12 protein-coding genes and 1 pseudogene are annotated in these 12669 nt (G+C 51.9%); 9 read left to right on the top strand and 4 right to left on the bottom strand.

All coding sequences use genetic code 11. The features are described 5' to 3' along the window. Positions 1-80: 80 nt before the first annotated feature. Positions 81-482, top strand: a pseudogene (locus KTT_RS03470) (SDR family oxidoreductase); the annotation flags it as partial. A gap of 84 nt (positions 483-566) precedes the next feature. On the opposite strand, the gene KTT_RS03475 reads toward KTT_RS03470, so the two are convergent. Next, complete coding sequence (locus KTT_RS03475; protein WP_160145611.1) at positions 567-1304, bottom strand: alpha/beta fold hydrolase; 738 nt, start codon at positions 1302-1304, stop codon at positions 567-569. A 187-nt stretch (positions 1305-1491) separates the two neighbouring features. Between KTT_RS03475 and KTT_RS03480 the strand changes: the two genes are divergently transcribed. The 3 genes from KTT_RS03480 to KTT_RS03490 all read left to right on the top strand — a co-directional run bounded on the left by KTT_RS03480 (position 1492) and on the right by KTT_RS03490 (position 4264). Continuing rightward, complete coding sequence (locus KTT_RS03480; protein ID WP_126594668.1) at positions 1492-2235, top strand: alpha/beta fold hydrolase; 744 nt, start codon at positions 1492-1494, stop codon at positions 2233-2235. Between the two features lie 252 nt (positions 2236-2487). Then, positions 2488-3834, top strand: a complete 1347-nt coding sequence (locus tag KTT_RS03485; RefSeq protein ID WP_126594669.1) for an erythromycin esterase family protein — start codon at positions 2488-2490, stop codon at positions 3832-3834. Between the two features lie 154 nt (positions 3835-3988). Continuing rightward, positions 3989-4264: a hypothetical protein gene (locus KTT_RS03490; protein WP_126594670.1), complete on the top strand. Its 276-nt coding sequence runs from the start codon at positions 3989-3991 to the stop codon at positions 4262-4264. Positions 4265-4408: 144 nt separating this feature from the next. Here the strand turns inward: KTT_RS03490 and KTT_RS03495 are convergent, their stop codons facing one another. Beyond that, positions 4409-5842: a sialidase family protein gene (locus KTT_RS03495; protein ID WP_126594671.1), complete on the bottom strand. Its 1434-nt coding sequence runs from the start codon at positions 5840-5842 to the stop codon at positions 4409-4411. A 338-nt stretch (positions 5843-6180) separates the two neighbouring features. Then, positions 6181-6363 carry a hypothetical protein gene (locus KTT_RS03500; protein WP_126594672.1) on the bottom strand — a complete coding sequence of 61 codons (183 nt, stop codon included), beginning with the start codon at positions 6361-6363 and terminating at the stop codon, positions 6181-6183. 669 nt (positions 6364-7032) lie between these two features. On the opposite strand from KTT_RS03500, the gene KTT_RS03505 reads away from it, so the two are divergent. Both KTT_RS03505 and KTT_RS03510 read left to right on the top strand, forming a co-directional pair. Then, positions 7033-7503, top strand: coding sequence for an SRPBCC family protein (locus tag KTT_RS03505; RefSeq protein WP_126594673.1), 471 nt, complete (start codon positions 7033-7035; stop codon positions 7501-7503). Between the two features lie 38 nt (positions 7504-7541). Further along, positions 7542-8738 (top strand): hypothetical protein, encoded by a 1197-nt coding sequence (locus KTT_RS03510; protein WP_126594674.1) that lies wholly within the window; start codon positions 7542-7544, stop codon positions 8736-8738. A 75-nt stretch (positions 8739-8813) separates the two neighbouring features. Here the strand turns inward: KTT_RS03510 and KTT_RS36010 are convergent, their stop codons facing one another. Next, entirely contained in the window at positions 8814-8990 is a 177-nt protein-coding gene (locus tag KTT_RS36010) for a hypothetical protein (protein WP_160145612.1), read from the bottom strand. 240 nt (positions 8991-9230) lie between these two features. Between KTT_RS36010 and KTT_RS03515 the strand changes: the two genes are divergently transcribed. The 3 genes from KTT_RS03515 (at position 9231) to KTT_RS03525 (ending at position 12667) form a co-directional block, all read left to right on the top strand. Continuing rightward, positions 9231-9995, top strand: coding sequence for an MIP/aquaporin family protein (locus KTT_RS03515; protein ID WP_160145613.1), 765 nt, complete (start codon positions 9231-9233; stop codon positions 9993-9995). A gap of 246 nt (positions 9996-10241) precedes the next feature. After that, complete coding sequence (locus tag KTT_RS03520; RefSeq protein WP_126594676.1) at positions 10242-11603, top strand: cytochrome ubiquinol oxidase subunit I; 1362 nt, start codon at positions 10242-10244, stop codon at positions 11601-11603. 14 nt (positions 11604-11617) lie between these two features. Further along, entirely contained in the window at positions 11618-12667 is a 1050-nt protein-coding gene (locus tag KTT_RS03525) for a cytochrome d ubiquinol oxidase subunit II (protein ID WP_126594677.1), read from the top strand. The last annotated feature ends 2 nt before the right edge of the window (positions 12668-12669 follow it).

Below are 12669 nucleotides of genomic sequence, written 5' to 3' on the forward strand. Positions count from 1 at the left end.
GGTTGAGCACCGCAGGTGCGAAAACCCATGCAGGCCGCAGGCCATCATTATGAGAGTCAGACACGTTCTGAATCAGCACCTTTTCAATGTTCTTCTGCACTAAAACAGCGCTCAAGCATCTGCAGTCGGAGAGCGCCATTGTGAATACCACGTCAGTAGCGGCCGATCAAGGCAATCCAACGCTCCTTGATTACGCCAGCACGAAAGGCGCCATTGTCGCCTTCACTCGCTCACTGTCGCAGGCATTGGTTCAAAAGGGGATCCGTGTCAACGCGGTCGCCCCAGGTCCTATCTGGACCCCGTTAATCCCCGCGACGATGCCAGAGGAGCAGGTCAAACAGTTTGGTCGGCAGACGCCAATGCAACGAGCGGGCCAGCCAGAAGAGGTGGCAACAAACTATGTCTTTCTGGCGTCAAATGACGCTTCCTATGTGACCGGCCAGGTTCTCCATGTTGATGGTGGCATGAGCACCAGCAGCTAGAACCAGTCACGACCAGGGGAACCAGAAGCAGCATGTTGCAGTCATCCTCTCAAAAGGGTGGCTGCAACATAAGATAGTAGAGACTCAGACAAACGATCGAACGGCTGCGGCCAGTTCAGCGGGTGAATTATAGTTCACATCGTGGGCCGCTCTTTTAATTACGGTCAGTTTTCCCTGCGGAAGCATCTGTGTTACATATTCGGCCCACTCCTGCGGAACCACCGTATCCCATGTGCCACGTACGACCAGGGTAGGAAGCTCCATCTGCGCCAGGTATACCTCTATGCTATCCTCAAGCCCATAGTGAAAGGTGGCCGCGAAACGGCGAAAGCCAATCTCCATGAAATCTCGCAGCACCATGGGATAGAGCGATACAGGCTCACGAAGCACATTCACCAGCCAGCGGCCGATCTCCTGGCGGGCGGTACGCGCGCGTACATCCATAGTAGGGCTAACCAGGATGGCCGCCTGGATGCGATCTGGATGACGAACGGCAAAGCGTGCAATGATCTGACACCCCAGGGAATTCCCGAGCAAGACCGCCTGTGGGAGTCCGACCGTTGTCATCCATGCCGCCAGGGTGTCGGACATCTCGTCCAGATCCTGGTAGTGATCCGGCTTCTGGCTTTTACCGAAGCCCGGCAATTCGGGAAGATAGACATGATAGTCAGGCGCCAGTTGCTCTGCCGTTGGCGTCATATATCGACTCGAAACGACCAGCCCATGAACCATGACAATGGTTGGCCGATCGGGAACGGGGCGCTGATATGGAACACGATAATGCATGGCACAGCCTGCTACCAGCGCCCATTTACTTTCCATGTTTTTTTTCGCCTGTCTCATTGTGTATAGATACGAAGTGCAACGCGAATGGGATGCAGATCGTGAAAAAAAGGGACGGCAAATTGCTTCTCATTCTCTATGAATGCACCTATATAAAAAAAGCTAGATATCTATTAAAAAGGAGCTCAATATCGATACGCAACAACTTAGAACGCCAGAGCTACGGATGGTGCAGGTCGAGGACTACCAGGTGCGCTACCAGGTATTGGGAGAGGGAGAGCCGTTGATCCTGGTACATGGTCTCTCGGGTTCGATGCGCTGGTGGAACCGCAATGTTCAGGCACTTGCGCAGGATCATCGCGTCTATCTGATCGATCTGCCAGGCTTCGGCACTATGAGCCGGGTGCGCAATCGCTTCGCCATCGTACATGTCGCTCGCTGGCTGCTCGCATGGATGGAAGCGGTAGAAATCCAACGAGCGCATTTTATCGGGCACTCCATGGGGGGATACATCTGTATCTGGATTGCGGCCCACCGTTCCGAGGTTGTTGAGCGCCTGATCTTGATCTCACCTGCGGTACTCTCGAAGATCCATACGGTATGGGGGTATACACGTCCTCTGCTAACAGCCGTGCGCTATATAAAGCGGGGCTTCTTCACTATTCTGGCGTTTGATGCCCTGCGAACTGGCCCTTTCACCCTGCTCCGGGCTGCTCATGACCTTCTCTCAGTTGACGCGCAAGAGGATATTATCAATATTCAAGCCCCTACCCTCCTGATCTGGGGAGAACATGACACGCTGGTTCCACCATCTATAGGAAAAATATTGTGCACCAAAATCACAGATTCCTACCTGGTGGTATTAAAGGATGCCAGCCATGTGAGCATGTATGACCAACCAGAACAATTTAACCGGCTCGCAGAGGCCTTTCTTAAAGGCCAACCGCTTGATGAAGCCTCCTCCTGTTAGCCTGTCCCCACGCTCCTGGCGTGGGGACGCCTGCGTTCCCCATTCTTTTTTGATAGTGGTGCCGCAGGGACGTGTCATACATTCTCCTAAAATGTCAATAGATCACATTAGTAACACGGAGATGATTCAAAAACGTGTCAGTTTGCGCCATTGCCAGTACGAAGCAAGGAAATAAAGATACTTTTCCCTCACCATTAACGTGTTCACTGCGAGGAGCTGAGTGCTCATTGAAATTCCAGAGGGGAGCATGCTATGACAGAAACTCGTGTAACGATGGTCGCGGATGCCATTCGAGAGGTAGCCCATCCGCTCACTGGTGCTATTGCAGACTATGATCACTTATTAGATATGATTGGTGATGCGCGCTTTGTACTAATCGGTGAAGCCTCTCATGGTACCAGAGAATTCTACCGGGAACGAGCCATGATCACGCAACGCCTGATCCAGGAGAAAGATTTTACCGTTGTCGCCGTTGAAGCCGATTGGCCGGATGCCTATCGCGTCAATCGCTATGTCCGTGGTGTCAATGATGATAGCGATGCCCGCATGGCGCTGGATGGCTTTAAACGCTTCCCCAGCTGGATGTGGCGCAATACAGAGGTGCTCGCGTTTGTAGAATGGCTGCGCAACTACAATATGCAGCTGCCAGCTTCGGCCACCAGAACAGGATTTTATGGCCTCGATCTCTATAGCCTCTATGCATCCATGGAAGCTGTGATTGATTATCTGCAACGCATAGATCCTGAAGCAGCTAAACGGGCCCGGACACGCTATGCCTGCTTTGGATCACCCACACAAGATAGCCAGTCTTATGGGTATGCCGCTAACTTCGGTCTGACCCCAACCTGCGAGAATGAGGTGATCGGCCAGCTCCAGGAACTGCAGCAGAAGGCGGCTGACTACGTTCAGCGTGATGGACGGGTAGCGGAGGATGAATTTTTCTACGCGGAACAAAACGCACGCCTTGCCTGGGATGCGGAGAAATACTATCGCAGCATCTATAGAGGATCGGTCGAGTCGTGGAATATACGTGATCGCCACATGGCAAGAACGCTTGATGACCTGGTCGCCTACCTTGATCACTATCACGAGCCAACAAAGGTGGTGGTCTGGGCCCACAACTCTCATCTTGGCGATGCCCGCGCGACATCCATGGGAACAGAGGGCGAATTAAACGTCGGGCAGCTTGCGCGTGAAGCTCATGGGGAGCAGGTGCGCAACATCGGCTTTACCACCTATAGCGGCACGGTTACGGCTGCCTCGAACTGGGACCGGCCGGTGGAACACAAACGAGTGCGACCCGCGCTCGACGATAGTTACGAAATGCTGTTCCATCAAACCAACCTGCCGAAATTCTGGCTGGATCTTCATGCCAATGCACGGGTGGTAACCAGCTTAAAGGGTCCGCATTTAGAACGTGCTATCGGAGTAGTCTATCTCCCGCACAGCGAGCGCATCAGTCATTACTTCTATGCACGCCTACCCGAACAATTTGATGCCATCATCCACTTTGACCATACCCATGCCCTGGAACCCTTAGAACCAACAGCATTGTGGCATGACAAAGAGGTTGAGGAAACCTTCCCAACCGGCATATAAGTTTGCCGTTCTAAAAAGATTGATGCACACGAATAACACCAAAAAGAGAAAATAACGTGTCAGTCTGTATGTAGCAGTGCTTGTATTTGGATGCCACGAGGAATGTATCGCATTGCGATACATTCCTCGTGATAATCATTGTAGAGCAACCTGTTTGACTAGAAAAGAGTCAGCTGATGGAAAACAATATGAAACAAGAGACGGCGGTCGTCATATTTCGGCGTGGGTAGTCGCGCTCATCGTGGCGATGCTCCTCATTGTGCTCATCGCTATGCTGCTGGCCGGCTTGATCATCGGCATCATACTGCTTGGAATCCAGTTATGGATGCTCACGGTCGCCCTCAATCAGTATCTCCAGGGTCAGACCACAGGCTCATGGCAATTAGTGATCATCTCAGGCCTGGTCCTGATCGGTGGCATCATCGTCTGACGCGTGATGGACCGCCAGATCCCAGGTCGCTCTAAAGAGATGATCCACTAACGTCAGCGCTAAGCGCTACATATATATATAAAGGAGAGAAGACAAGTACAGCCGACCTGCCTTCTCTCTTGCTTGTCCACAAAGGCACCACTATTAATGAAGGATAGTCGGAATCCGGTTGTGGCTGCCTGTACTGATCGCGTATTCACCCTGACTGGTACGGCTACCATGCATGAGCGCCAGACCTGCTGACGCCGTGTCAATGGTCTCGTTGAAAGTGCTTCCTGTAGGTGCGGTGGCAACAGCAAAGATGGGGAAGGCCTTACCATTGGCGAAGGAGGTCGAGATATAATCACCGACCATACGCCCCTGGCTGGTATTGGCGATCCAGGACAGACTAATAGGGGTGCTGGTAAGCGTTGTGGCGGTTGACCAGCTGGCTCCACCATTGTTTGAGGAAACAAAACCGACCTGCAACTGGCAACTACTCGAACAGTAGTAATATGTCAGGGCGAGATGCGTAGAGCTACCAGAAGTCGCTTTATCGACGGCGATACCTGGAATAACATGGTCGATGCCGCTCCCGACAGCATCCGTGGGGATGCGCGTAACCGTTGACCAGGTGCTTCCATTCGTTGAAGTGCTCATCACGATATCGTTCGCGCTGCACCCTGATTCAAAGCGGCAATCTTGCCAGACGACATAGACCTTGCCCGCACCATCGATCTCGGCCGAGGGGAGCGCCTCCGTGCGCAAACCAGAGACTCCGTGATCATTGACAGCAGAAACCGCCACCGCTCTCGTCCAGCTTGTTCCTCCATTGCTGGATGTAAAGGCAGCGATATTACCTGAAGAGCTCAGATAGGGAACGATCACCGTCCCATTAGGCTGTACCAGAGGCTGACCTCCCAGGCCATGGTTATTGCCGGCGGTCGCTTTAGCGGTCCCCCAGGTGATACCTCCATCAGTAGAGGTACTCATCTGCAGCAGATTACTGGAGCTCGTTCTATCCCATTCGGTATAGCAGTGTCCATAGTAAGGACTGCTCGCCGTATTATCACAGACGATCCAGTTTTTATCGAGCGAGCCGCTGGCTACGGTAATAGGATTGGACCAGGTGTGGCCCCCATCGGCTGAACGACTCGTCACTACCACTTCTGTATTGGATGTGGTAATGCCCAGACTTGAAATCAGCCAGGCGTTGTGGGCCGCGTCATAGGTGACGCTCGCATCGCTGATGGCGGTAAAAGATCCAGCGGGAGTAGCGAACGTGGTTGTGCCTGGCAAAAAGCCATGCGACCACGTCGTTCCATTATCATTGGAGGTGGCCCAACCAATATTTGAGCTACCACCTCCGTAGATACGGCCAACCTGAAAGGCTGCTACAATGGTTGATCCAAAAGAAAAACTATCGGGCTCAACCTCAGTCTGGTGCTGGCTACTGGAATTGGAATAGGGATCGGAACTTAATTGAACAAGGGTCGTTGCCGCGCTGGCGAGCGGCGAAAAGACAAGCGCACCCAGCCAGACAGCGATAAGGGGGAAAACAAGAAACAGGCGTCCACGCCCATGCCGAAAAGCATCCATGCATACTCCTCCTGCAGTGGTAACGCACCACACAAACAATCATGTGAAGGCGCACAACAATAGGGATCATATTGAAGCAATAGGGCAAAATACGTTTCATTAAATGCATAGCGGGATCTGGCACATCACCTGCTATTTATATATCATACTATATATTTAAAGTCAATGATATTACAAGATGCATTATACTATAAATTTCTTAGCATAGTACTCCTGGGCTATTATATACAGACGATCTTAACGAACGATGATGTGAGGATCTTGGGAATGGTCATCCCCGAGATCCTCACATCATCGTTCGTTCGGTTTTTTAAGAAATCCTGAATGACTCCCAGACCTTATTGCCCCTCTGCTTTTTGTTCGCCGTTTTCTTTACCCTTATCTTCTTTGGAAGCTTCGGTAGCTACCTGCCCATAATTGAGAACAGCTACAAGGGTGACGCCACCAACAATATTGCCAATGAGTATAGGAAAAAGATACGCTCCTAATGCATACCAGAATCCGATTTTGCCAAGGCTCACCAGATAGAATGCGCTCACTGCATCAACAATAACGTGAGCAAAGGCGGCAACCCCAATAATGTAGGCTTCAATTGCCTCTTTGCGTGTTTTATTTCATAGAGAAGATCCAAAGTTATAAGTGATTGTCCTGGCAATGACAATCATCTCTCTATAAAGGGAGAGCAAAATGGAAATTTACCCGTATATCCATATATACTCTTTATATTTTACAGTGTATTCATAATCGTTAGTGTTCACCAGACAAAGAGAAAAAAAGTACTAGAATCACATTGCCAAATAAATATTTAATTGTTATAGTATATTAAACCCTTGCTGCTAGTACTAACATATTTTATATAAGCTCGACTTTGTACAAAAGTAGCAAAGTGAGCTCGCAGAAGAACGACAATCGAGGTCCTTTCTCAGCTCAACGAGCAAAAAATGTACAAAGTCGAGATAAGAGCGTGTCAGACTTTCATGATGATGGCCTGCGACCTGCATCGGTTTTCGCACCTGCGGTGCTCAGGATTCCTTTGTGTATTGGTGCATCGGGCGCGCGGATGCGCGCCCGATGCACCAATACACAAAACCGGTGCGGCCGCGCAGCGGACGCCCGTGCGGGGGCGCTCATATGCCCCCATGATGACGGGAATCAAATACATTCTAACAGGCGAACGAAAGGATGCAGCCATGGCTCACTCATCATTTGAACAGGATATTTTCATACACGCCTCACCAGAAGAGGTTAAAACATTTCTATCTACCCTGGACAATCATACCCAGATTCACCCGTTGATCGTGAATATTCGGCATACACATACAAGTACCGCTCAGGATGGCACAACGATCGACCACTATATTATTCGTGATCGTATGAAGCAGGGGCCTTTTCTTATGACATTCTCCTATCGTGTCGAGATGAGCATCAACGCGCAGGGAACCATCGTCTATGATGCCCATCAAACTCCGGGCATCTACCTGCATAACACAACGCAGTGCCTGGCTGAAGGGGACGGTACGCGTGTCAAAGAACGGGTTGAGATTACCTCTCCCGGACTGCTGGCAAAAACAGTGTATACCCAGGCCCTGGCCTCACATCAAGAAATGTTCATCAAGCTAAAGCAACTTCTCGAAGAGAGATATACCAGAACCGTATCCTGAGGTCGAAAGGATAGGAAAAAGCAGAAAGAAGCAAGACAATGTTACAACCTCCTATGTCTGAACAACCTGTAGATCACCAACCAGACCCAAAGGCATCCCCGCCACCCCGTGTCAACTGGTGGATACGCCACACAAGCTCGGGCTGGGATCAGCCTCAGGACACCATTGAGCAACGTGAAAAAACGCGCCGTAGTCGCCTGATGGCCTGGATTTTCCTGGCCATGTTATTATGCCTGGTGGCATATATTCCTGCTATATTCAGCGATCGAGCATCGGCTATTACCGTGGTGGCTACAACTATTTGCGTGCTCATTGCCATTGTGTTGAATCGCAAAGGATTTGTCACCATAGCCGGAACATTTCTGGTTGTGTTGACTATCGCGGCGGTCATGGCCGTGATTGTTGGCTCTACCGATGGAAAGATCCACCTGGTCTATCTGCCAGCTTTCGACATTCTTGTGGTCTCAGTCATCCTTGGGGCCTCGATTCTGCCGCGTTACGCGGCCTTTATCATCGCCCTTGTGAACGTTATTTTGATCTATACCGATCTACTGCTCCAACCATGGTCTCCCGACCTGCACCAGGCCATCGCCCAATATGGTATGCCGGTTATTGCGGGACGGCCAGTCACGATCCTGATCGTTGCCGCCATCATTGCTTTCCTCTGGACACGTGGCATGGATCAGGCGATCAGGCGTGCGGACCGCGCTGAAGAGTTGCGCGCCCTGGAGCAACGCTTCAAGGAATCGGAGGCCGAGCATGCCAGGCTTATCGAGGAATTTATTCGCAATGTGATTACAGCGGTTGAGGCGCTTGCCAACGGACTCGAAGGGACGGTGCAATTGCCACCCAACCATCCACTTCAGGGGCAGGCGGCATTCGTCAACACACAGCTCAAGCAGTTCTACAAACTCAAGCAGTCCAATAGCATCGCGAATGAACAGACGCTGCATGCCGCCAGAATACTCTTGACAATGCTGCAACGCATCAATAACGATCGAGTCATGATCAACGGACTTGATCCAAGGCAATTTACCACACAGGTACCAGTCATTGATGAGATCGCAAGGTACCTCTACTACTTCTTGCATGGGCAACATGTTCCGCAGCAATCAGCGGTGGCAGGACCATACGGAGCAGGGGTAAGTCCCAGCCAACAACGCTTCACCAATCCTAATCAACATACCACCAATCCCAATCGGCGTTCGATGTATCCCAATCAGCAATCATGGTAGGCAGAAAAAAAATCCCCTGGCCGCTGGCTCGTCCGCATGGATGGGCCAGCATTTTTTTCTCCTAACCCGCCATCATTATCCTCGCAGATGCATTCCTTTCTCTGTCAGCGCACCCAACGTTACTTTTCTCACCCAATGCCGTACTGTCGGAGTAGGATTGGCCGCCATGGCGGCCAGTGATGTACCATTAATCGCTTCACAGGTCAGCCACCCTAAATCCTGAGGAATCTCTGGCTGGGCCTCCGACCTCATCCCCCACCTGATCTATGGATTAGTGACGGCCACAACTTATGAATCAATAAAAGACAATGGATGAGAAAAACTGGTTCAGCGGAATGCATGAAAGCGGTTAGTCCTTGTATACCCCGCTGAACCAGTTTTTTCGGCTTTTTTCAAGCTAAACAACTAACCCAATTTTAACCAGAGACCGTTACGCTTATTTCTAATATAGAAAGAAAACAATAATCTGAAGCTATGGGTAAAACATCATATATGATAAAGCAGCAGGCATCAGGAACAGAAAGTTCTACGCGAAGAGCATTGTTGTTGCGGCGCTGTGGCGCTGAGGCCGTTGGCACCTATGCGTATGTCTTTATTGGATGTGGGGTGAAAATCGCTGCCACAAATACGAACGGCACTATCAATCTTCTTTTGAATGCTCTTGCCTTCGGGCTCACGCTCTTCATCATGACTTTTGCCCTCAGCCATATTTCAGCTGCCCCCTTTAATCCAGCCATGACCCTTGGGTTGGCAGTCTCCAAACGTTTCCCCTGGCGTTATGTCATCCCATACTGGATCGCCCAATGTATTGGGACCATCGCGGCCAGCGCCACCCACGCCTGGCTGCTGCCCAAGCAGGCCCGGGCCGGCTTTTATGGAGCGACCATTCCCACGGTAAGTTATGGAAAAGCGGTCATGATTGAGGTTCTTATTACCAGCTTTCTCATGATCGTCACGCTAGCCTCATCAACTGATCGGCGCGTCAGTCGCGCCGCGATCGGGCTGGCGACGGGCACAACTGTGGCAGTCTGCATCTTATTCGCGGGACCATTAACCGGGGGGAGTATGAATGCAGCCCGGAGCCTGGCACCCGCGCTCTTCGCGGGTGGAGCAGCGCTGAAGAGCCTCTGGATCTACTGGGTTGGGCCGCTGGCCGGTGCTATTCTGGGAGCCCTCATCTATGAAGGTGTGCGCGGAGGAACCAGGTATGCAACAAACATCCCTGAAGAAAGCGCTGAAAAAAACGAACAGACCTGAAGAGCACCCTATAACAATCCATAGTTTCTTCAGTTTGAAGTTGCCTATGCTAACAATCCACTCTCCAGGCGCCAGTAGCCTATAGTTTTGTCGGCTGTACGCATGGTACGGATGAGATACGAATTAGCGCGTACATCCGTGTTATAGCATGAGGACTGTTGAGCCCACCTGCCAGAGGGCAAGACCGATACTCTTTATGAAGCGAATGGTGAGACAGCCCAAAAAACAATAGAGGATTTTACTACTATGTTCTGGACCAATCTTCTTGCCGCACGTACCCAGATGGGCGTCTCTTTTGTCTTTCATATCATCTTTTCAGTGCTCGGCGTTGGCCTACCGGTCCTGCTCTGCATCTCCGAGGGGCTGGCACTTTTCCGTAAAGATGCACATATGATGATGCTTGCCCGTCAATGGACGCGCGCCTTCGCCATTCTCTTCGCCATCGGCGCGGTCTCTGGCACCATCGTTGAGTTTGAGATCAGCCTGGTCTGGCCTATCTTCGCGGGTAAGGCAGGTGCGATCATCGGGCTTCCATTCGCGACCGAAGGCTTCGCCTTTTTTATGGAAGGCATCTTCCTCGGCCTGTATCTCTATGGCTGGGGACGACTCTCACCAAAGGCACACTGGCTCTGCTCATTCCCTATCGTGCTTAGTGGAAGTAGCTCCGCCTGGTTCATTACCAGCGCCAACTCATGGATGAATTCGCCCACTGGCTTCCAGATGGTCAATGGGAAGGTGACCAATATCGATCCCTTCGCCGCGATCCTCAATCCCAGCACGCCATTTGAGACAGTGCATATGATTCTGGCCTGCTATGTCGCGACCGGCCTGGGGGCTGCGGCTATCTACGCCTTTGGCATGCTGCGTGGGAAGCGCGATGATTATCACCATCGTGGCCTGCTCATTGGACTCGCGCTGGGAGGGATCGCGATCCCACTCCAGATTGCATGCGGAGACTTAAACGCGCGCTCAATCGAAGATACGCAGCCCGCCAAGTACGCCGCGATGGAAGGGGCGATGTATTCAGGCAATGGCTTGCCGCTCTATATCGGCGGCATACCAGATCCAAACACGAAACAAACGCGATACGCGATCATCATTCCCCAGGGTGAAAGCCTGCTATCCCATTTTACGATCAACTCTCATACAACAGGACTCGACGCCTTTCCACCCGCCGACCGACCCGATCCGGTCCGCGTTCATCTCGCTTTTGATGCTATGGTGGGCTGTGGATTTTTCATATTCTTCGTCAGCGCGCTCTTCTGGTTTCTCTATCTTAAGCGCAAGGGGAGGATCCCAGAAAATAAATGGCTTCTGCGCGGCGTGGTCGTGGCCGGAGTATGTGGCTTTCTGGCGGTTGAGCTTGGCTGGATCACGACCGAAGAAGGTCGTCAGCCATGGATCATCTATAATATTATGCGCGTGGGAAGCGCGGTTACGCCCAATCCATTGATGACCATCAGCCTGATTGTCTTTTCCTGTATCTATATCCTGCTCGGGGTGACGCTGGTAGCGTTCTTAATTCTGATAGCCCGCCGCAGAGAAGCACAACGTTCGTGGTCTGAACTAATTGTGAAAGATACAGTAAAGGCTGAACCTATCAAATAAAGGAGCACCATTTCATGATTCTGGCATATGCGGTTGCGGTCCTGCTCTGGCTCTCCTTAATTATCTATGCTGCTCTGGAAGGGGCTGACTTTGGAGGTGGCGTCTGGGACTTGCTGGCCTTTGGTTCGCAAAAAGATGCGATGCGCAACCTGATTAAAAATGCCATCGGGGCGGTCTGGGAGGCCAATAACGTCTGGTTGACCTATCTCATCGTTGGCCTGATGACGGCGTTCCCGTTTGTGGCCCAGACGCTGACAACGGCCTTTTTTATCCCACTGGTGCTGATCCTGATCGGCATTGTGCTGCGTGGTGCCGCGTTCGTTTTTCGTACCTTCAGCGCAAATACCAAGCTGGTGAGCGCGGCCTGGGGCCGGATCTTTAGTATCTCAAGCACATTTACGCCTTTTCTCTTTGGAGCGATGGCCGCGGCGGTCGCCAGCGGGCAGGTCCGTATCGTGAATGGACAGCCCCCGGTGGGCCTGGTCAGCGTCTGGCTAACCCCGTTCGCGATCGTCGTTGGTCTGATGGGTATCGCGTTGAGCGCCACCATTGCCGCGACATACCTTACGGTCGAGGCGCAGGGACAGGGCGATACGGCCATGACGGAGGCCTTCCGCATTCGTGGCCTCATCTCCGGGGGTGTTATGGCTGCGTTAGGAACCGTGGGCATCGCTCTCTCTCCCTGGGAGGCGCCCATTCTCTGGAATGGAATGATCGCGCATGCCATCTGGGCCGTAGTGATTACTGTCCTGCTGGGCCTGACGGTCGCCGGAGCCCTTTTCTACCGGCGCTATCGGCTCTCGCGCATCTTGATGATCTTTGAGACGGGGGCCCTGCTCGGTACCTGGGGATTAGCGCAGATCCCATACATTATTCCACCGGATCTGACCATCTCCAATACGGCCAGTCCTCCGACAACGCTTACCGAGCTCTTCATTTCCGCGCTCATCGGCATGTCCATGCTCATCCCATCGTTCTGGTTCCTCTTCCACATCTTCAAAGGGGCGCTCGTCATGCCGCCGATCCGCGAAGCAGAGGTGAGAGAAGAAGGCGAAAGGAGTTAATA

It is taken from the genome of Dictyobacter aurantiacus (genome assembly GCF_003967515.1).
In the GTDB taxonomy this organism is placed as follows: Bacteria; Chloroflexota; Ktedonobacteria; order Ktedonobacterales; family Ktedonobacteraceae; genus Dictyobacter; species Dictyobacter aurantiacus.